Origin of the sequence: Methanococcoides mangrovi, assembly GCF_052057775.1 — an archaeon.
Lineage (GTDB): Archaea > Halobacteriota > Methanosarcinia > Methanosarcinales > Methanosarcinaceae > Methanococcoides.
The window spans coordinates 1,562,421-1,584,435 of the sequence record NZ_CP195121.1 but is presented as its reverse complement, the minus strand read 5'-3'; the positions used below and the strand labels follow the sequence as shown (position 1 = coordinate 1,584,435).

The following is a 22,015-nucleotide window of genomic DNA, read 5'->3' as shown; positions in this document are numbered from 1 at the left end:
ATGATACTGATAAAAACGCATATTTCGGATAGCATGATATGACATTTTTAATCTAAGTTCGATAATCAACACAAAATAATTCACCATGAAGGAATAAAGATCATGAAATACAGTCTTGGTATTGATGCAGGAGGAACTTACACTGACGCCGTTCTTATCAGCGACGCCGACGGAAAGATTATTGATTCTACAAAAGCAAGGACCACTTACCCTGACCTTTTGATAGGTATACAGAATGCTTTTGATGCACTGGACCAGTCAATTCTCAAACAGGTAGAGCTTGTATCGGTATCCACGACACTTGCTACCAATACCATCCTCGAAAAGACAGGTTACCCGGTGGGGCTTATCCTTGTTGGAAATACAGAGCCACCAAGGAACTCTGCCATAAAATATTATATCTCGGTCGAAGGAGGACACAGTTCAGGAGGTAATGAGACCGCACCTCTGGACATTGAGTCTGTAAAGGAGTTCGTCGAGAGTGTGAAGAACAAGGTCTCAGCATTTGCCGTTTCATCCTATTTCAGTGTCAGGAACCCTGAACATGAACTTAGTGTAAAGGAGGTCATTACTGAACTTACCGGAATGCCTGTTGTCTGCGGTCATGAATTGTCCCAGTCACTTGGTGCGTACGACAGGGGGATCACAGCATTCCTGAACGCACAATTGCTTCCGATAACCAATCAGTTCATGAGCACGGTGGCTTCGGAGGTCGAACGCCGGGGCATAAAGGCAAAGCTCATGATGCTAAAATGTGATGGGTCCATTGTGGGAATGCAGGAAGCACTCAAACACCCGATCGAATCCATATTTACCGGACCTGCTGCCAGCCTTGTAGGGGCATCCTACCTCTCAAAAGAACCAAGCTGTGTGGTAATTGACGTAGGCGGTACAAGTACCGATGTCTCCCTGACGGTAAATGGACTGCCACAGATCTCCGATTCCGGAGCCATTGTGGGTGGATGGCAGACAAAGGTGGAAGCCATCAAGATGGAAACCTCCGCAATGGGAGGAGATAGTCATGTCTGGGTCATGAACCACGTTATCAGCATAGGGCCAAGAAGGGTCATCCCACTCTGCGTTGCAGCTGCAAAACACCCAAGGATCATAGACAAGCTGAAGCAAAAACAATCTGTATCCAGGACCCAGCTGGGTGAGAACCTCCAGCCCACCAAGTTCTTTATCAGGACCGGACAGAAGCCCATTGAGCTGACAACAAGAGAAGAAGAGCTTCTCAACAGGATAGGTGAAGAGCCCCTTTCCATCAGTGAGATCTACTGGGAAAGCAGTAAAATGCCATCACCAATGCTACTCGACAGCCTGATACAGAAGAGGCTCATTCAGGCCATAGGATTTACACCTACTGATGCCTTACATGTCCTTGGGGACTACAATGAATGGAATACTGAAGCTTCGATCCTCGGTGCAGAACAGATGTGCATATTCGCAGAAATGGAAGTAAAGGAACTCTGTGCCCTTGTCAAGGAGAAGGTAGCAAAGAACATGGCCCTGAACCTATTATCCTACCTTATGGAGACCGTCGATCCAAAGGAGATCGAAAAAGGACTTGACGGCAATTTCTTCGCAGGGTTCAAGGTCGATGTGCCGGTAGTACTGCTTGGAGGACCTGTACGTGCATACACAGAGGAGATCAGGAAGTTCGTGGATGCAAGGATCGTTCTCCCCGAACATGCTGAGGTCGGAAACGCAATCGGTGCCCTTGCAGGAAAAGGTGTGAAAAGGATAGAGCTCCTTATCAGGGCAACTTTTGGCGAATCAAAGTACAACCTCAAGCCAACATCCATCACGGTGTTCTCACCCATCGGAAAACACGAGATGAACAACTACGAGGAAGCAATTGCCTTTGCCGAAGAACTTGGTCACAAACTTGTCATGGAATACATGCGGGATGCAGAGCTTGATGACGGAAATATCAGCATAGAAGTGACAAAGAAGGTCATCAACCCGCTGAATACAGGAGTTCCTCTGGAAACAAAGTATGCCTTTATGGGCATTGCCGAGCTCAAAAAATAAAGTCATACCCTTAAATATCAAAATCCCGTATCCTATTCCCGGGAATTTGATATGACACTCACAGGACATGCCTATGCACTTGGTGCAGGAACCATCATTAACGCCATCGCAACATGGAAAGGAGCAGCTTTCGGGGTTGACCTGAAGACCTTTGCAGATGTTGAACTTACAAATAACAGCAAAACCATAAGAGGCACAATTGAGAATGTACCGCAGGGTGACACCACGCTGATCGAAAGATCAGTGGAGCTTGTACTTCAGCATTTTGATATTGAGATGGGGGGCACTGTCCATACCAGAAGTGAAGTCCCTCTGGCAAGCGGATTGAAAAGCAGCAGTGCAGCTGCTAATGCAACGATCCTCGCAACCCTTGATGCCATTGGCGAAACAATGGAACCAATGGATGCCGTACTTCTTGGTGTCAGGGCTGCAAAGGATGCAGGTGTTACCATCACAGGCGCACTTGATGATGCCTGTGCTTCTTTTTTTGGCGGTATCGTCGTGACAGATAACAGGGAGAACAAACTGATAAAGCGTGCAGAGAAAGAAATGGACGTGGTCATTTTTGCACCTGACAGGCAGTCATTCAGTTCACAGACAAATGTTCAGAATTCCGAGCTTATAGCACCCTGGGTCGATATGGCATACGAGCTTGCACTTGAAGGAGAATATGAAAAGGCCATGACGCTTAACGGTTTTCTCTATTGCGGTGCACTTGGTTTTAGTACCGATATAATGATGGACGCACTGAGAATTGGAGTCAAAGGAGTAAGTTTATCGGGGACGGGACCTGCGTATTCTGCACTTGTGGAGAAAAATCAGGCAGCAAAACTCATAAAGATCTGGGAAGAGTGCGGTACGAGCGGAAAAGTCATAAATACCAAGATTAATAATGAAGGTTTAATGAAACTTTAATTTACGTGGGTGAACATGACCGCTATAGATGAAGTTCGAAGCAAGATCGAGAAGCTCGATCAGGAGATCATAAAACTGATCGCTGAAAGGACAAATCTTGCAGAAGAAGTGTTAGAGAGCAAGAAGAAAGAACACCGCTCTATCAATGATGATGCGCAGAACCATGTAGTTCTTGAGAGAGCTGCAAACTTTGCAACCGAAAAAAACCTTGATACAGGCGCCGTAAAAGAAATATTTGAGATCCTTATCAGGATGAGTATTGAGCGTCAGCATGAACTTAGCGGGGAAGGAAACCTTCCCTGAAAGGAGAATTAAATATGGTAGATATTTCAATATTAATGGGTTCCGAGTCAGACCACGCAATAGCAACACGTGTTACAAAAGTACTCGATGAAACAAAATATTCATACGAAGTAAACGTGATCTCTGCACACCGCGACCCTGAAAAACTTGAGGAACACATAGCTGCCAGTGATGCAAAGGTCTTCATTGCCATCGCAGGACTTTCAGCCGCACTTCCAGGAGTAATTGCTTCCAAGACAATGAAACCTGTCATCGGCGTACCGGTCAGTGCAAAACTTGGCGGACTTGATGCATTGCTCTCTGTTGTACAGATGCCACCGGGAGTGCCTGTTGCCAGCGTTGGTATTGACAACGGTGCAAATGCAGCAAAACTTGCAATAAGGATTCTCGACCTTATTGAATGATCTCTTGGCCAGAACGATCAAAAAGTATTAAGCTCTAAAACAAAAAGGAACAGGACAGGATAACTGTCCCATTCATTCTACTTTTTTTAGCAACAATATATCAGCCTCAGATCATTAACCACGGACCATTGATCCCTGATGATCATTTTGAATTAGTATTTATTGATTTTGTCGGAACAGCTGATCTGGAATTATTTAGATGATAGAAAAGTAAATTTTAACTGACTGAACTTGATAATACTTTTCTTAAATTTATATATGCGAACATCAATGTCAGGCATATATAAGGAAATAACTGAAAACAGACCGACCCATACCTTTCAAACAGGTTTGAAATAGTTAAATATATTTACTTGAATGCCTCTAGTATAATAATAGCGAAAATTCTCTAAAATAATTGTATTCTGGCATATTTCCTGTAGACAACTGCATATCATACTGTTTAAAATGTGAGTTAACCATGGACAACGAAATGACTGCTAATGAAGAAACCGAACTTTTCGGTGAAGACTTTAACACTACAAGTTCAATAGATGTACCTGAACTGCTGATAGACCAGGTCATCGGGCAGGACCACGCCGTTGAAGTTGTAAAGAAGGCAGCCAGCCAAAGGCGTCATGTAATGATGATAGGTACTCCGGGTACCGGAAAATCAATGCTCGCAAAGGCAATGGCTGAACTTTTGCCAAAGGAAGAACTTGAGGATATACTGGCATATCCAAATCCTGAAGACAATAATAACCCAAAGATCAGGGAAGTTCCTGCCGGAAAAGGCAGGGAGATCGTGATGGCACACAAGATGGAGTCACGCAAGAAAGCCCAGTCACGCAACATGCTGATGATGTTCCTGGTCTTTGGTATCGTGATGTACTCCTTCTACGTCGGCCAGCTATTATGGGGTATCATTGCAGCCATCATGATACTGATGCTGACAAGACAGTTCATGCCAAAAGAAGAGATGATGATACCAAAGCTCATCGTTTCCAATTACCAGAAAGAACACGCACCATACATCGATGCGACCGGAACACATGCCGGTGCACTCCTTGGTGATGTAAGGCACGACCCGTTCCAGTCGGGTGGACTTGAAACACCTTCACACGACAGGGTCGAGAGTGGAGATATACACAAATCACACAAAGGTGTCCTTTTCATCGATGAGATCAACACCCTGAAACTTGAATCCCAGCAGAGCCTGCTCACAGCTCTGCAGGAGAAAGAGTATGCAATTACCGGTCAGTCAGAACGCAGTTCCGGTGCACTGGTCAAGACAGAGCCTGTACCATGTGATTTCATAATGGTTGCAGCAGGTAACCTCGATGCAATGGAAAAGATGCACCCTGCACTTCGTTCACGTATCAAAGGATACGGATACGAGATCTTCATGAGGGATTCCATGGAAGATACCGTTGAGAACAGGAAATCCCTTGTACGCTTCGTAGCACAAGAAGTAGTACGGGACGGGCACATCCCTCCATTTGACAAGGAAGCTGTGAACGAGGTCATAAGGGAAGCAAGAAGAAGGGCCGGTCGTAAAGGCCATCTTACACTTAAGTTCCGTGACCTTGGAGGACTCGTCAGGGTCGCCGGAGATATTGCTCACTCAGAGAACGCAGAGGTCACAACTGCAAAGCATGTCCTTGCAGCAAAGAAGATCGCACGTTCAATCGAACAGCAGCTTGCAGACAGCTATCTGGAGAGACGTAAGGACTACCAGCTCTTCACAAAGATAGGAGCGGCTGTTGGAAGGGTCAACGGACTTGCGGTAATGGGCGGAGACTCAGGTATCGTGCTTCCTATCATGGCAGAGGTCACACCGACACAATCTGCTGACGAAGGACACGTTATCGCCACAGGTATGCTGAAAGACATAGCAAAGGAAGCTGTCCAGAACGTCTCAGCCGTCATCAAGAACGTGACAGGTGAGAACGTGATCAATCACGATATCCACATCCAGTTCGTAGGAACCTATGAAGGTGTGGAAGGTGACAGTGCATCAATATCAATTGCAACCGCTGTTATCTCTGCAATGGAGAACATCCCGATCGACCAGACCGTTGCTATGACAGGTTCACTATCTGTAAGAGGAGATGTGCTTCCGATTGGCGGTGCAACCTACAAGATAGAGGCTGCAGCGCAGGCAGGTATCAAGAAGGTCATAATTCCAAAATCCAACGAAGCTGATGTCCTCATCGAGGAGAACTACAAGGACATGGTCGAGATCATACCTGTAACAACTATCGCCGAGGTTATCGAGCACAGCCTTGTTGGTCCGGACAAAGCGAATATTGTTGAAAAGCTAAGGAAACTTACCGAGATGAACGCTATCCCAAAAACAGAAATGGAAGCGCTCACAGGAAGCGACAATGTCTGAAACTTGTTTTTACGATGTCAGGGTGATCGATGGTACATCCACCTCGATCGTCCTTGACAACGGCAATATTGAAGAGATATCGGTAAATTACAGCAGGGGTTGCGGAGTCCGCGCATTATGCGGTGGCTCCTGGGGATTTACCACCGCAGAAGGTAATTTTGATATAAAGGATGCCATCAATTCTGCTTCAAAGCTCGCAGAGCAGATGAACACGATCTCCCCAAAAGAGAAAGTCGAACTCGAGCCTGCGGAACAACCTGTTGTAAAGAACCTGCCTGTGGCAGAGATCGACCCACAGGACATCCCTATAGAAGAAAAAGTCCAGTTACTGAAAGATATTGATGATCATGCGAAGATCGATGGAATAAGCAGTACATCTGCAGTATACTCGGAGACCTCTGTGAGGATCCAGTATATCAATTCCGAGGGTATCGATTGTGAATACGACCTCATAAGAACCGGTTTTGCTATCAGTGCAGTTGCAAGTGAAGGAGGAGCATATCAGGTAGGCAGAGAAAGCCGTTTTGGTGTTTCCGGTTATGAGCTTTTCGAGAAGAATGATGTTCTTGCCCTTGCAGGATCAGCAGCCAGGACAGCCGTGGAACTCCTCGGTGCTAAAGCTGCAAAGGGTGGTACACTTCCGGTCATACTTGACCCGGAACTTGCAGGAGTATTTGCCCATGAGGCAGTTGGACATGCTTCCGAAGCAGACCTCGTCCTTGAAGGAAGTTCCATACTTGCAGACCGCATCGGTGAACAGATCGCATCACCGCTTATCAATATAATAGATGATCCTACACTTCATGAGTACGGATACTATCCATTTGATTCCGAGGGAGTGCAGTCATCAAAGACAGACATAATAAAAGATGGCGTTTTGAACTCATACTTACATTCAAGAGAGACAGCAGCCGCTATTGGAGGAACACCCGGAAATTGTCGTGCACAGGGATATTCAGAACCTATCGTCAGGATGAGCAACACCTATATCAACAACGGGGACTCTAATTTCGATGAAATGCTGGAAGAAGTGAAGAACGGAATGTACCTTACAGGTTCACGCGGTGGCCAGGTCAACACAGGAGAAGGAATATTCCAGTTCAATGCTGAAAAAGGCTATCTTGTGGAGAACGGGGAAGTGACAACATTACTTCGTGATGTCTCCCTTTCCGGAAAGACCCTTGAGATCCTCAACAATGTCACACTGGTAGGAAACGACCTAAAAATGCATTCCGGAAGATGTGGCAAAGGAGGACAGCTTGCACCGGTCTCGGACGGTTCGCCACACATATCCATTTCAAAAGCACTTGTAGGAGGGGCCTGATATGTTCGATCTTGCTGAAAAGACACTGAAAATGGCTGAACAGATGGGCGCCGATGAAGCCGAGGTATTCATTGTTCGAAACCGGTCCATAACTGCCGACCTGAAGAGAAAGAAAATAGAATCCGGCAAAGAAAGGGTCAGTGAAGGAATAGGAATTCGTACTATTGTCAACGGTGCGGTGGGATTTGCAAGCACAAATACAGTTGAACGCATCGATGATGCTGTTAAAGTGGCCATCAGCTCTGCGAAAGTAAGGGAAAGTGACCCCGACTGGACAGCACTGCCCTCTAACTCCAAATATCCGGAAGTTTCAGGAACATTCGATAGGCGTATCGATGAGCTCGGACTGGAAGAATGTATATCACTTACAGGAGAGATGATCAATGGTGCACTCTCCATACCAAACATCACCACAACCTCCGGAAGCTTTTCTACAACGATAACCAAACAGATGATAATGAACACAAACGGTGTCGAGGTCACCGATGAAGGAACAGGCGTATCCGGTTTCGTTGATGTTATCACAACAGAAGGAGATATATCCACTGCATACGACTTCGAAGTATCACGTTCTCTTGACATTGATACTTTCATGATCGGGAAAAATGCAGCAGAGCTTGCCTTAAGATCTCAGAACGGAATATCCATCGAACCGCAGAAGACTAATGTGATACTCCATCCATTCGCATTTTCCGATATTATTGGAAATACATTCGAACCTTCTCTTGATGCTGATAATGTACAGAAGGGGAGATCATCGCTCATAGGGAAGATCGATGAGAAGATCGCAACATCAGAACTTACAATGATCGATGATGGAACACTCCATGGAGGCATTGAGACCTCGATCTCAGATGAGGAAGGAACTCCGTCCCAGAGAACCACCATCATCGAGAAAGGAACCTTCAGATCCTACCTCTATGACAGTTATACTGCTGGAAAGGATAAGACACGTAGCACAGGGAACGGTGTGCGTCACTCCTACGCATCAACTCCTTCAGTAGGCTCGCGGAACCTTATAATCGAATATCCTCAAAGTGATGTCATAGGGGAAACTGAAGAAGGCATCTTCATTAATACAGTGATCGGTGCCCACACTGCAAACGCTATCTCCGGGGATTTCTCGGTTGAAGCCAGAAATGCTTTCACAATAAAGGACGGGGAAATAGACAAACCCATCAAGTCACTGATGCTTTCAGGGAATATCTTTGATATGCTCAGCAACGTCACCGGTGCAGGTGCAGATGTTCGCAAGGTCGGTGGAACAGTGACACCCTCATTGAAGATAGCAAACATGAGCATTGTGGGATAACGATAGAAACAATATCAATAGCAAGCATAACTATAGCCAATAATAGTAATTATTATATATTGTTCATTACTATATTGGTAAGAGGGTTTAAATGTAAATGTCGCTCAATTGGAAATTATCATGAGTGGAGCACTTGCATAAACAATAATTGGTCCGGACCGGAAAACTGTCCACTAGGTGTTAATATGGCTGAGAATGGCAGAACTAAAATACTTGTAGTCGACGATGAACCTGATAATGTCGAATTGCTTACTGCATACCTATCATATGATTATGATATAATCCCAGCATATAGTGGCAGGGAAGCTCTCAAAGTCCTGGAAGATTCAAAAGAGGATCTGCCGGACCTTGTCCTGATGGATATCATGCTAAAGGACGGAATGGACGGTGTGGAAGCCGCAGACCATATCCATACCAACTATGATATCCCTCTTGTCTATATCACCGCATATGCTGACGAAAGCATCATGCAAAGAGCAAAACTGACAGAGCCTTTCGGATATATTCTCAAGCCCTTTGAGGAAAGTGAACTTCGTACCAACATCGAGATCGCGCTCTACAAGCATGAAATGGAAAACAAACTGAAAGAAAGCCAGAAATGGCTTACTGCAATACTGAACAACACAGGCGATGCCATGATCGCCACAGACCAAACCGGTTATGTGAAGTTCATGAACCCCTTTGCAGAAGCACTTACCGGCTGGAAGCAGGATGAGATCCTCGGAAAACCATTAAAGGACATCTTCTATGTCGAAAGTGAAGACACCGGCAACCCTGTTGATGATCCTGTTGAGAAAGTAATTCACGAAGGGGCATTCTACGGACTGGCAAGCCAGACACTGCTTGTCACAAAGAACAACGCAAAAATCCCTGTCGACATAATAGGATCTCCTATCAAAAGCGAGAACGACAAACTGATAGGTGTACTGATAACCTTCAGTGATATTTCCGAAAGGAAAAAGATCGAGAACCTTATCTACAAAGAAAGAATGTGAGAGGGACCTTAATAATTTAATCTATTTTCCCCGATCATTCATTCATCCATTATTCATTCATCCATTTATTTATCATGATGTCCTTTTGATAGCAGTACGTACGAAATAGATAGCAATACAAGAACAATACCAATCACTATTACGATAAACACCATATTTGAACCGGGATCAGTTGTTTCTTCAGGTCCGGTTACGCTGGCTTCTTCTCCTGAGTTTTCATCGATAGTGACAGTACCGGAAACATTAACGATACCTTTACTTTCTTCTGTTGAAATGGTATCTTCGGCCTTAGCAACATCTTCAACATCCGCTACAATAGCAAATGGTGAGAATCCGGGGGTTTCTGCTTCAAAGTAGAAGTGTGAGCCGTCTTCTCCAACTTCCCGGGTATCAAGAGCCTGCCATCTGTTTTCAGTGTAGCGATATATTACTATTGAACTCTCATTTATTCCATTTCCTGACAACCAGTCCTTTGCTACCCTGAAACCTATTACAGGATCAGCAATGTTATCTTCCGTAGCAAACCCTGATTTGCCGACCCAGATGTTAAGGTTGCTATAAACAATTCCCGGGGCATTTGTATCGACCATTTCAGACCTGTTTTTAAGCAACTCGATGGTTGTTGAAATTCTTCCGCTATTCCTCAGTGCAGAAAAATTGATGTACCTGATCGGATTCTGGCCATCATCGAAGACATAGCTGATCGAAAGTTCACCTATGATATTCTTTGTCTTCACATCCTTGAATACGATATTGTCAAAAGTTTCACCTGTAGAGCCACTACCCCCACCTCCGCCACCCCCGCCGGAGGAACTGCTATCAGAAGTAGATTGCTTTTCATTGGTGGTAACCGTAGCATTGAACCAATTACCCGCATTTCCGATACTATCAACAGGTCTTAAACCATAAATGTAAGTAGCATTCGGAGATAGAGCCTGATCCGTATATGTAGTTCCGGTAACATTCACAATATGCTCATTGTTCCTCCATATCTCTGTCAGATATGTATCCCCCGAAACAGACCAGGAAATTGTGATGGAATTTGTCGTTATTGAAGTTACTGTAAGGTCTGTAATGTTTCCAGGAGGAAGATCTTCCTCAGGCATTATACCATAGTAGCTCGTAGAATTATTCCAGATAATATTTGTTGCAGCATCAATAGCAGAGACATTGATGAAATGAGTACCTTCAAGAGCTGTGAAAGTACCGGTCCAGATGTTACCACCCTGTGAAAACATTTCAATACCGGAAGCTATGACATTGGTTACACCAACGTTATCTGTTGCGTTCACAGTTACAAGGACAGGATCACCTATGTAAGGAGTGATGTTATTTAGAACAATACTGTTGATCACAGGAAACGTTGTATCCGGTGCTACAGCAATGTAGCTCGTAGAATTATTCCAGACAATGTTTGTTGCAGCATCAATAGCAGAGACATTGATGAAATGAGTACCTTCAAGAGCTGTGAAAGTACCGGTCCAGATGTTACCACCCTGTGAGAACAGTTCAATACCGGAAGCTATGACATTGGTTACACCAACGTTATCGGTTGCGTTCACAGTTACAAGGACAGGGTCACCTATGTCAGGAGTACTGCTATTGAGAACAATACTGTTGATTGCCGGAGCTGTTGTATCATTGTTCAATGCTCCTGAAAGTACAAGTGCAAATGGCTGTGGTCCATTGGGAATACTGTATGCACTTACCGTAACTACATACCAGCCTTCGGAAGGGGATACAATTTCAACCTGTTCGACATTATTTGTGTGATCACCATTATTTCCAGAGTAGGTCCCATCGGGACCTGTCACATTCAGGTCCAGATCATTTACCAGAGCTGGCTCAGAGGCCGGTGATTTTGGATGATCGGTCCATACCAGCGTTACTTTAAGAACTGCTGAACTATTGTTAAGGTAGTAGCTGGCATTCCAGGATCCATTTTCATCTAAACTGATATTATCATGATAGTATGATCTTCCTGGCGCCTCCGGGTAAAGCGAGTTCAAGACATTAACGCGTCCCCATCCCTGAGCATCAGGAGATTGACCCATATCCACCGCACCGTTTATTAGTGTCGCTTTTAACAATGCAGCTGTTGGAGAGATGGACTCATTTTGGACATAGTACTGTCTTACAAGAGCAGCGGCTCCTGCTGTTATTGGTGTCGACATGCTCGTACCACTCATAAATGTATAATTATCAGTGAACACAAGCGAAGATGCAGTCGAATTTATCCATGTACCCGGTGCTACAACATCAGGTTTTATCCTCTCGTCGTCCGTAGGACCCCTGCTACTAAAAACAGCGACCTCATCGATATTATCGGCAGTTGGACCTTTATCGGCCCGATAGCTCTCTGATGCACCAACAGTAAGCGCATTTTTTGCAGTTCCCGGGGGGATCGTTGTGTTGGTTTCAGCCCCGCTGTTACCTGCTGAAAAAAGAATTAAGAAGTCAGGATGCTCCCACATGAACTGATCTACAGCTTCGGAATAAGATGTGTAGGCTCCGTACAGAGAAGGATTGTTATTACCCCAGCTATTACTATGTACTCTTGCTCCCAGATCATACGCTTGCTGAAAGATCAGTGGAATGTTTGTGGAACTCAGGTTCAGACTGCCATCCGAATTTTCAATGGCATGGAAAACCAAACCGGCTTCATGAGCCATCCCCTTACATTCTCCCTGTGATGAGGAACCATTGCCTACAGCAGATCCGGCAACATGCGTCCCATGCCCATCAAAATAGAATCCGAGCTTGTAATCACCCATACCATTATCCGACCAGTCGACCAGCCCCACTATCCTTCCCTCAAGATCATCATGCATGGAGCCATTATTGAAGCCAGTATCTAATCCGGTATCTGCTACTCCGATGATCTGGCCACTACCAGTCAGACCATGAGTGTCACGGACATACGAAACATTGATAATACCTTCAGCGACATCATTTAAGATCACAGGCTGAAGGTGTTGTTCTATCCAGCTCACTCCATTCAAAGCTGCGATCTCAGGAACACTTGTTATATCGATCCTTGCTCTGATCATATCTCCTGATGTATCAATAACCTCACCACCAAATCCGGAGATTTCAGCTGAAATACGCTCATTATCATCCGGATCGAAGATCATCACAACGATATCGACCTTACCATATTCATCAGATAGTGAGGAGAGATGAGGGCTGACCCTGTATGATGGAAGATAAGGGCCGATCCATTGTACGAATTCAAGGTCATAAAGCTCTGTTTTCACAGAAGTGTCCATGAATATGATGAAAGCATTATTTGGAATATAATCATAAATAATTGCACCTGTAGCCCTTACATCCAGCTTCCATTCTTCCTTTACAGTCCCTTTGAACTGAACTATATAGTAGTCCCCTGATGTTGAGAGAGAAGTGCTTTCCATGGTTGACAAAATGGCAGTGGAAGAAACTTCTTCAGTATTGAATCGTGCAGCTTTGAGCAGGATATAGCGTCCATCAGTAGAGATATCAGAAATATAACTGTCCCCACTCTTAAATGAAGATACATTCGAATTTTCAGATAATTCCATTTCTGAAGCTAAAGCGGGTGTTGATGCTGAAAAGAGAAACGGTGTTGCTAGCATTAAAAGAATAATGAAAAAACATATGTTCTTACTATGCAACCCGATACCCCCTTATCAATAAGTATTAACCACCATATGTTCCGGTATAGTTGAGCACATTATATAATAAAGATAATTATATATATTTAACCACATGAATATTAGTTCATGGTTCGCTTTTCCAGTAAGTGATCAAAGTCAGGATCACTATCACTTTTTATTTTTTTGGTTTTACGGTCCACATTTGAAAACACCGGAATCGATCATTTTTTTGATCTTTTTTTGATGTCAACAGCTTTGTTTTCATTTGTCGCATCATGAGATTCATTTTCAGCAGTTTTACCGGAGATCCTATGATCTTTCGTGATATCTGAATCTATTTCCGAAACATCGGCAACTTCAACTTGCCCTGTATCCTCCAGACCTACGCAGGGACCTGTTTTTTTATCATCTGGTTCTTTTACCCTGCCAGCATACGAACTGGACAATACTAAAAGCACCATAAGTATCGGTATCAAAAATAAGAACATATTTACATTCGAAAAATCCAGTTCTTCAGATTTGCTTTGTCCAATATCCGTACCCTCCTCCAGAACTAATGCTGACTCCTCATTTGCAAGATCTGAATCAGAACCTTCCTCAACAACATCTGAAGAAACAAGTTCTTCTTCCACATATTCAACTATTGCGAAATGTGTACGCAGATCACCGGAGGTATTTGCCTCATAGTAGATATACCAATCATCCTCATCGATCTTCTCTGTCGGCAAAATGTTCCAGTCACCACGCAGATAAATACTTAGTCTTACCGAGTGGTCGGAAACATCGTTATCTTCCAGCCAGGTGCGGTTAACCCTGAATCCCACTTCAGAAGTTCTAAGTCTTTGTTTAAGTTTATTATCGCCAACCCAGATATTGATGTTCTTGTACACCCTGCCTTCCGGCGAATCTGATACCATTGAAGAGGTTGATTTAAGAGATTCCACTGTTGCCTCTACATTACCCACATTCAGGTCTGTTGAAATATTAATGTAGGTAATATCAAGAGCTTCGTTCCTGAATGTGAACGATTTTTCAAGATCTCTCATCACATAAATTACTCTGACATCCTTTTCGTCTATGTTCTCAAAGGCTTCAGCTTTAGCAGTATCTATTGACAAAGACAAGAATAATGTTGTGATCGATAAAAAGATAATAAAAATACAGATACATTTACGCTGCAATTCAACCCCCCTATTAACAAAGAAGTACCATTAATGTATATCATGTTAGGAAATGTAGTATTACCAGTTATTAATATGATATTAAGAGCATATATTCTCTTTCACAGGTCCGGGTTTCCCAATCGAAAAGACAAAATCCAGATCATGGTCCGAATTTTAGTGCTTGTTGATGACATTTGAATTAATTCTTGACTCATTCTCTGCCTTGATCTTTCCTTTTACAGCGCCCGCCTGATCTCGATTTATTTTACCAGACGGCACCTTTTTGAAGGACTGGCCTATGATCTTCTGATCTTTTGTGCTGTCTGAAGCAGCTTCAGAATAATTCATCTCTGAAACTTGCTTTTCATCTTCGGGGACAGAACCATCATTCTTTGTCTTAGGATGCTGCTTTTTTGATAGTCCAACATACGAAGTGGACAGAACTATGAGCACCAGGAATATCGGTATTGCAGCAAACATCACATTCATCCCGGAATCATTTAATTCAGATTCAGTTGCAGCAATAACAGGGCCCTTTTCCGGAACTAATGCCGGATCCTCCTTAACAGGCTCAGGAATAAGATCAACTTCAATAACAGCTTCTTCAGTGGTATCTGATGAAACTGGTTTACTTTCTATGTATTCAACTATTGCAAAGTGTGAATACAGATCACCTGAGGTATCTGTTTCATAGTAGACGTACCCATCATCCTCATCGATCCTTTCAGTAGGCAGAATATACCAGTCACCGCTGCGGTAGATGCTTAACTTTACAGAATATTCGGAAACATCGTTATCCTCAAGCCAGATACGATCAACTCTGAATCCTACATCAGAAACTATCAGTCTGTTCTTAAGTGCCTCATCACCTACCCATATATTGATATTCTTGTACACCCTGCCTTCCGGCGGAGTTGAGATCATCGAAGATCTCGAGTTGAGAGACTCAACTATTGCTTTTATATCTCCCATATTCAAATCTGTTGAGATGTTGATGTAAGTAATATCAATATCTTCATTACTGAACGTAAACGAATTTTCAATATCTCTTACTACATGTCTTAATGCAACATCTTTTGCGTCTATGTTCTCAAAGACTTCACCCGTGGTGCCACTGCTGCCACCTCCGCTACCGCCTCCGGTGGAGGAGGAACTCTCATCAGTATTGGCATTCGATTGTGTTGTTGCACTATCGTTGACCCAGTTATAGTTGATGTTATTGTTAGTATCAACAGTTCGGGTACTGATCCGGTACGTGGTGGACCCATCAAGTCCGGTAGCAGTATAAGAACTATAAGGAGCACTTATACTGGTTCTAAAAACACCATCCAGATATATCCTCGTATGACTGAAATCACTATCTGAAGGATTATTCCACGACCATGTGATGGAACTGGAACTGACACTGGATTCACCTAAGCCGGTTACACCAGATGGTGCGGTCAGATCAAGGGTTGTTGCACTATCATTGATCCAGTTTGTATTGATGTTACTTTTAGTATCAACTGTTCTTGTACCAATCCGGTAAGTGGCAGATTCGGCAAGTCCGGTAGCAGTATAAGAATTGCCAGGAGCATTGACATTGGTAATGAAAACGCCATCAAGATAAATTTCAATGTGACTGAGGTCACTGTCAGAAGGATTTGTCCACTCCCATGTGATGGAAGTTCCGGTAACACTGGTCTCCCTTAAATTGGTTACACTTGATGGTGCAGAACGATCAAGGGTTGTTGTAGTATCACTGACCGAAACGGTATTGATATTACCACTGGTATCAACAGTTCTGGTACTGATCCGGTACGTGGTAGATTCAGCAAGACCAGTAGCAGTATATGAATTGCCAGGAGCATTGACATTGGTGATGAAAACACCATCAATATAGATCATAATATGACTGAGGTCACTGTCAGAAGGATTATTCCACTCCCAGGTTATGGAACGAGTGCTAACAGTCGTTGCTCTTAAATTGGTTACACCGGCAGGTGCAGTTAAATCAGAAGTGGTTGCACTGTCACTGATCAGGACAGTGTTAATGTTACCTTCAGTATCAACAGTCCTTGTACTGATCCGGTAGGTGGTAGAGTCATCAAGACCAGTAGCAGTATATGAATTGCCAGGAGCATTGACATTGGTGATGAAAACACCATCAATATAGATCATAATATGACTGAGATCACTGTCAGAAGGATTTGTCCACTCCCATGTGATGGAAGTTCCGGTAACACTGGTCTCCCTTAAATTAATTACACTGGAAGGGGCAGTAGTATCAGGAGTGGTGGCAGTATAACTGGCAGAACTGTCCGAAGCGCTATTCCCTGAACTGTCGGTTGCTACAACAGTGACAATGTGAGTGCCTTCAGCGGCAATGATAGTACCTGTCCACCGAACACCACTCTGATGAGAAAGAGAGGTACCGGAAGCACTGACACTGCTGACAGCTACATTATCGGTTACATCAACAGTCACCACCACAGGATCACCGGTATCGGGAGTCGTTGTGCTAAGACTTACACTGCTGATCACAGGATCGGTTGTATCAGGAGTGGTGGCAGTATAACTGGCAGAACTGTCCGAAGCGCTATTCCCTGAACTGTCGGTTGCTACAACAGTGACAATGTGAGTGCCTTCAGCGGCAGTGATAGTACCTGTCCACCGAGCACCACTCTGATAAGAAAGAGAGGTACCGGAAGCACTGACACTGCTGACAGCTACATTATCGGTCACATCAACAGTTACCACCACAGGATCACCGGTATCGGGAGTCGTTGTGCTAAGACTTACACTGCTGATCACAGGATCGGTTGTATCAGGAGTGGTGGCAGTATAACTGGCAGAACTGTCCGAAGCGCTATTCCCTGAACTGTCGGTTGCTACAACAGTGACAATGTGAGTGCCTTCAGCGGCAGTGATAGTACCTGTCCACCGAGCACCACTCTGATAAGAAAGAGAGGTACCGGAAGCACTGACACTGCTGACAGCTACATTATCGGTCACATCAACAGTTACCACCACAGGATCACCGGTATCGGGAGTCGTTGTGCTAAGACTTACACTGCTGATCACAGGATCGGTTGTATCAGGAGTGGTGGCAGTATAACTGGCAGAACTGTCCGAAGCGCTATTCCCTGAACTGTCGGTTGCTACAACAGTGACAATGTGAGTGCCTTCAGCGGCAGTGATAGTACCTGTCCACCGAGCACCACTCTGATAAGAAAGAGAGGTACCGGAAGCACTGACACTGCTGACAGCTACATTATCGGTCACATCAACAGTTACCACCACAGGATCACCGGTATCGGGAGTCGTTGTGCTAAGACTTACACTGCTGATCACAGGATCGGTTGTATCAGGAGTGGTGGCAGTATAACTGGCAGAACTGTCCGAAGCGCTATTCCCTGAACTGTCGGTTGCTACAACAGTGACAATGTGAGTGCCTTCAGCGGCAGTGATAGTACCTGTCCACCGAACACCACTCTGATGAGAAAGAGAGGTACCGGAAGCACTGACACTGCTGACAGCTACATTATCGGTCACATCAACAGTCACCACCACAGGATCACCGGTATCGGGAGTCGTTGTGCTAAGACTTACACTGCTGATCACAGGATCGGTTGTATCAGGAGTGGTGGCAGTATAACTGGCAGAACTGTCCGAAGCGCTATTCCCTGAACTGTCGGTTGCTACAACAGTGACAATGTGAGTGCCTTCAGCGGCAGTGATAGTACCTGTCCACCGAGCACCACTCTGATAAGAAAGAGAGGTACCGGAAGCACTGACACTGCTGACAGCTACATTATCGGTCACATCAACAGTTACCACCACAGGATCACCGGTATCGGGAGTCGTTGTGCTAAGACTTACACTGCTGATCACAGGATCGGTTGTATCAGGAGTGGTGGCAGTATAACTGGCAGAACTGTCCGAAGCGCTATTCCCTGAACTGTCGGTTGCTACAACAGTGACAATGTGAGTGCCTTCAGCGGCAGTGATAGTACCTGTCCACCGAACACCACTCTGATGAGAAAGAGAGGTACCGGAAGCACTGACACTGCTGACAGCTACATTATCGGTCACATCAACAGTCACCACCACAGGATCACCGGTATCGGGAGTCGTTGTGCTAAGACTTACACTGCTGATCACAGGATCGGTTGCATCATCAGTAGTTGCACTGTCAGTGACCATCTCGTTGTTTATATTACCATAAGTATCCACGGTTCGGGTACCGATCTGGTATGTGGTGGAATCGTCGAGACCGACAGCGGTATAAGAATTATCGGGAACAGAAACATTGGTGATAAAAACACCATCAATATAGATCATAATATGACTTGAATCATTGTCTGAAGGATTGGTCCATTCCCATGTAATGGAAGTAGCACTGACACTGGTCTCGCCCAGATCGGTTACACTTCCAGGTGGAAGCGTTTCGTCAGCTAATGCCAAAGCCGAAAATAATGTTGCGATCACTAAAATGATAGCGATATGACAGATAGTTGTACTCTGCAACTCAACCCCCCCTACTAACAAAGAAGTACCACCAATATTCTTGTTATTGTTGGAAAGCTGTAGTTTATCAATTAACAGTATGATATCGAAGCCTTATATGTCCTTTCATAAAAAATAAATTTGTAAATATTAATATTAGTAGAATACTTATTTTTTAGATCTAAATAATAAGTTCTATTAATTGCGTCCAAATCAACAAAAGAAGAGATCCTCACCTATAAGAATATCGAGCACTCCATGCAAAAAAACCAAAAAGAATATCATTCTAAAATAACACATAATTAGCTATGAGTGGGGAGATCAAATGGCATCGTGTGCCTGTGGATGAAGTTCTTACATTACTGGACACCGATAAAGATGGGATCACAGATGAGGAAGCACAAATTCGTCTTTCGAAATACGGCTTCAATGAAGTTGAGATGAAGAAAAAAGAAAATCCACTTCACCGATTTGCAAGACAGTTCGCGAGCCCCCTCATATATGTTCTTCTTGCTGCTTCTATTGTCACATTCATTCTGGAAGAATACGCAGACATGGCTGTCATCCTTGGTGTTGTCCTTGCAAATGCTGTCATTGGATTCATTCAGGAAAGAAACGCTGAAAATGCCCTTGAATCCCTTGCAAAGATGATGGTTCCCGAGACCAGTATCCTAAGGGACGGGAAAAGAATGATAATACACAGCAGGGAACTTGTTGCAGGTGATATCGTACTTCTGGAATCCGGGAACAGGATACCAGCCGACATGCGATTGATGTATGTGAAGAACCTGCGGATCGATGAATCCATGCTCACCGGAGAATCCACGGCTGTTGAGAAGATCATCGATCCCATCGAGACCAAGAATCTTCCCATAGCTGAACAGAAGAACATCGCCTTTGGAGGTACGCTGGTCACACAGGGAAGGGGTCTCGGAGTAGTAGTGGCTACTGGCCCTGAAAGTGAGATAGGGAAAATATCTGAACTTATCCGGAAAACGGAAAAGATCTCCACGCCTCTTGTCAGGACCATAGACCGTCTGGGAAAAACACTTGCCATTGTCATCTTAGGTCTTGCAATATTCACCTTTATTATCGGGAAGCTCAGAGGATTTGATAATCTGGACATATTCTTTGCCTCCGTGAGCCTTGCAGTTGCAGCCATTCCGGAAGGATTACCTGCTCTCATTACCATTTGCCTCGCATTCGGAATAAAAAGGATGGCTTCCCAAAACGCCATAATCAGGACAATGCCGTCTGTGGAAAGTCTAGGATCGGCAACCGTGATCTGCTCTGACAAGACCGGTACGCTTACAAGGAACGAGATGACGGTCAGGAGGATATTCACTCTGGAAGGAATGTTCGATGTAACAGGTGTTGGTTATATCACAGAAGGGGAGTTCGAACTTGAAGGAAAAAAGATCGATCCGACCGGACATCCGGCACTTATGGAAACTCTCAGGACAGGAGCACTCTGTAATGATGCATACCTGAAGGAAGAAGGAGGCATCGATGGTGATCCCACCGAAGGAGCACTTCTTGTATCCGCTGCCAAGGCCGGGAAATTCTACATGCAAAGAGTTGATACCATACCTTTTGAATCCGAAGAAAGGTACATGGCAACCTTGCATCAGGACGAAGACGGTAATACCTGGACCTATGTGAAGGGATCCCCGGAAAAGCTTATCGAAATGTGCAGTCACCAATTCAATGGAAAAGAGCTCTTACAGATCGACCCGGATACATTCCTTGAAGCTGCTGAGAACATGGCATCAGAAGGTCTTAGGGTAATTGCAACAGCTTACCGGAAAATGGGGCAAGGAAAGGCTGATATTGACGAAGAGGATGTAAATGACCTTATATTCCTCGGACTTCAGGGAATGATCGATCCACCAAGGGAAGAAGTGAAAGCATCCATCTTCAAATGCAATAATGCGGGAATCAGGGTGATAATGATCACCGGAGATCACGTCCTTACCGGACACACTATCGCAAGACAGCTTGGGATACGTACCAATGGTGCATTATCAGGAAAAGATATACAGCAGATGTCAGATGAGCAACTATCTGAAGCACTGAAAACGGTATCTGTGTTTGCCAGAACTTCTCCTGAAGACAAATCAAGGATCGTGGGACTGCTTAAACAGCAGGGAGAGATCGTGGCGGTGACAGGTGATGGTATCAACGATGCACCTGCACTCGAGAACGCAGACATTGGTGTCGCCATGGGAAAGACCGGCACCGAGGTTGCAAAGGATGCATCGGACATGGTGCTTGCCGATGATAACTTTGCATCAATTGTAAATGCAGTGGAAGAAGGAAGGAACGTCTACAGCAAGATACAGAAGGTCATACTCTGGACACTGCCGACAAATGCTGCAGAAGGACTGGCAGTTCTGGCAGCCTTTATCCTCGGACTTAAGAATCCGCCGTTGCTACCACTGCACATCCTCTGGATAAACACAGTAACAGCATTGGGACTTGGGGTTCCTATCACACTTGAGCCTATGGAAAAGAAGCTACTTAGCAGACCGCCAAGGCCTCCAAATGAACCAATTCTCCTGCCGGTTATAAAGCAAAGGATAGTCACAGTGGCATTATTGATAGTTACAGCCACTTTCCTGTTGTATTTCTTTGAGATGATGCAGAACGGCAGGGATAACAACACTGCACAGACAATTGCTCTCAACACAATAGTCTTCTTTGAGATATTCTATCTCTTCAACTGCAAGTCAATTCATGAGAATGTATTCGGAGACCTTTTCTCGAATAAGTTCATGCTGGCAGGGATAGCACTGGTCGTTTCCCTTCAGTTGTTCATAACATACAACCCGGTGATGAACACAATTCTCAGGACAAGCCCCCTTGAGACTATGGACTGGATAATAATTACACTTACCTCAAGCTCGGTATTCTTCCTGATAGAGCTGGAAAAATATGTCAAAAAAAGGAAATTATCAGGGAAATAAATGATCCTATTCATGAAAGAATGATGACCTTACACCAGGGACCTTTCACTAATAGTTCTTCCAGATATATTTCATACAAAAACTATTTAAGGTATCGCCCTT

At 44.4% G+C, this 22,015-nt stretch carries 12 protein-coding genes; 9 read left to right on the top strand and 3 right to left on the bottom strand.

The window, feature by feature from the left end:
* Nucleotides 1-102: 102 nt before the first annotated feature.
* From ACR3I3_RS07970 to ACR3I3_RS07935, 8 genes are all read left to right on the top strand, one after another.
* Nucleotides 103-2,034 carry a hydantoinase/oxoprolinase N-terminal domain-containing protein gene (locus ACR3I3_RS07970; RefSeq protein ID WP_440951734.1) on the top strand — a complete coding sequence of 644 codons (1,932 nt, stop codon included), beginning with the start codon at nt 103-105 and terminating at the stop codon, nt 2,032-2,034.
* 51 nt (nt 2,035-2,085) lie between these two features.
* A complete protein-coding gene (locus ACR3I3_RS07965; protein WP_440951733.1) occupies nt 2,086-2,949 on the top strand; it encodes a shikimate kinase in 864 nt (287 codons plus the stop codon).
* A 15-nt stretch (nt 2,950-2,964) separates the two neighbouring features.
* Complete coding sequence (locus ACR3I3_RS07960) at nt 2,965-3,252, top strand: chorismate mutase (RefSeq protein WP_440951732.1); 288 nt, start codon at nt 2,965-2,967, stop codon at nt 3,250-3,252.
* A 14-nt stretch (nt 3,253-3,266) separates the two neighbouring features.
* Nucleotides 3,267-3,656 carry a 5-(carboxyamino)imidazole ribonucleotide mutase gene (gene purE / locus ACR3I3_RS07955; RefSeq protein ID WP_440951731.1) on the top strand — a complete coding sequence of 130 codons (390 nt, stop codon included), beginning with the start codon at nt 3,267-3,269 and terminating at the stop codon, nt 3,654-3,656.
* 460 nt (nt 3,657-4,116) lie between these two features.
* Nucleotides 4,117-6,030: an ATP-dependent protease LonB gene (gene lonB, locus ACR3I3_RS07950; RefSeq protein ID WP_440951730.1), complete on the top strand. Its 1,914-nt coding sequence runs from the start codon at nt 4,117-4,119 to the stop codon at nt 6,028-6,030.
* The gene (locus ACR3I3_RS07945) at nt 6,023-7,354 is read left to right on the top strand and encodes a TldD/PmbA family protein (RefSeq protein ID WP_440951729.1); all 1,332 of its coding nucleotides are present in this window, start codon (nt 6,023-6,025) and stop codon (nt 7,352-7,354) included. Before lonB ends, ACR3I3_RS07945 begins: the two co-directional genes overlap by 8 nt.
* 1 nt (nt 7,355) lies before the next feature.
* Nucleotides 7,356-8,666 (top strand): TldD/PmbA family protein, encoded by a 1,311-nt coding sequence (locus tag ACR3I3_RS07940; protein ID WP_440951728.1) that lies wholly within the window; start codon nt 7,356-7,358, stop codon nt 8,664-8,666.
* A gap of 185 nt (nt 8,667-8,851) precedes the next feature.
* Complete coding sequence (locus ACR3I3_RS07935; protein ID WP_440951727.1) at nt 8,852-9,661, top strand: response regulator; 810 nt, start codon at nt 8,852-8,854, stop codon at nt 9,659-9,661.
* A 65-nt stretch (nt 9,662-9,726) separates the two neighbouring features.
* Here ACR3I3_RS07935 and ACR3I3_RS07930 read toward each other — a convergent pair whose 3' ends face one another.
* The 3 genes from ACR3I3_RS07930 to ACR3I3_RS07920 form a co-directional block, all read right to left on the bottom strand.
* A complete protein-coding gene (locus tag ACR3I3_RS07930; RefSeq protein ID WP_440951726.1) occupies nt 9,727-13,275 on the bottom strand; it encodes a PGF-pre-PGF domain-containing protein in 3,549 nt (1,182 codons plus the stop codon).
* Nucleotides 13,276-13,517: 242 nt separating this feature from the next.
* On the bottom strand, nt 13,518-14,414 hold the full coding sequence (locus ACR3I3_RS07925) for a PGF-pre-PGF domain-containing protein (RefSeq protein WP_440951725.1): 897 nt from the start codon (nt 14,412-14,414) through the stop codon (nt 13,518-13,520).
* Between the two features lie 219 nt (nt 14,415-14,633).
* The gene (locus tag ACR3I3_RS07920) at nt 14,634-18,968 is read right to left on the bottom strand and encodes a PGF-pre-PGF domain-containing protein (protein ID WP_440951724.1); all 4,335 of its coding nucleotides are present in this window, start codon (nt 18,966-18,968) and stop codon (nt 14,634-14,636) included.
* Between the two features lie 287 nt (nt 18,969-19,255).
* Between ACR3I3_RS07920 and ACR3I3_RS07915 the strand changes: the two genes are divergently transcribed.
* The gene (locus ACR3I3_RS07915; RefSeq protein WP_440951723.1) at nt 19,256-21,913 is read left to right on the top strand and encodes a cation-translocating P-type ATPase; all 2,658 of its coding nucleotides are present in this window, start codon (nt 19,256-19,258) and stop codon (nt 21,911-21,913) included.
* Nucleotides 21,914-22,015 lie beyond the last annotated feature (102 nt).

Excerpts from the sequence above, each read along its gene's own strand:
- ACR3I3_RS07945 (WP_440951729.1), top strand. The coding sequence starts at position 6,023 with ATGTCTGAAACTTGTTTTTACGATGTCAGGGTGATCGATGGTACATCC.
- ACR3I3_RS07965 (WP_440951733.1), top strand. The coding sequence starts at position 2,086 with ATGACACTCACAGGACATGCCTATGCACTTGGTGCAGGAACCATCATT.
- purE (WP_440951731.1), top strand. The coding sequence starts at position 3,267 with ATGGTAGATATTTCAATATTAATGGGTTCCGAGTCAGACCACGCAATA.
- ACR3I3_RS07940 (WP_440951728.1), top strand. The coding sequence starts at position 7,356 with ATGTTCGATCTTGCTGAAAAGACACTGAAAATGGCTGAACAGATGGGC.
- ACR3I3_RS07970 (WP_440951734.1), top strand. The coding sequence starts at position 103 with ATGAAATACAGTCTTGGTATTGATGCAGGAGGAACTTACACTGACGCC.
- ACR3I3_RS07915 (WP_440951723.1), top strand. The coding sequence starts at position 19,256 with ATGAGTGGGGAGATCAAATGGCATCGTGTGCCTGTGGATGAAGTTCTT.
- ACR3I3_RS07935 (WP_440951727.1), top strand. The coding sequence starts at position 8,852 with ATGGCTGAGAATGGCAGAACTAAAATACTTGTAGTCGACGATGAACCT.
- lonB (WP_440951730.1), top strand. The coding sequence starts at position 4,117 with ATGGACAACGAAATGACTGCTAATGAAGAAACCGAACTTTTCGGTGAA.
- ACR3I3_RS07930 (WP_440951726.1), bottom strand. The coding sequence starts at position 13,275 with ATGCTAGCAACACCGTTTCTCTTTTCAGCATCAACACCCGCTTTAGCT.
- ACR3I3_RS07960 (WP_440951732.1), top strand. The coding sequence starts at position 2,965 with ATGACCGCTATAGATGAAGTTCGAAGCAAGATCGAGAAGCTCGATCAG.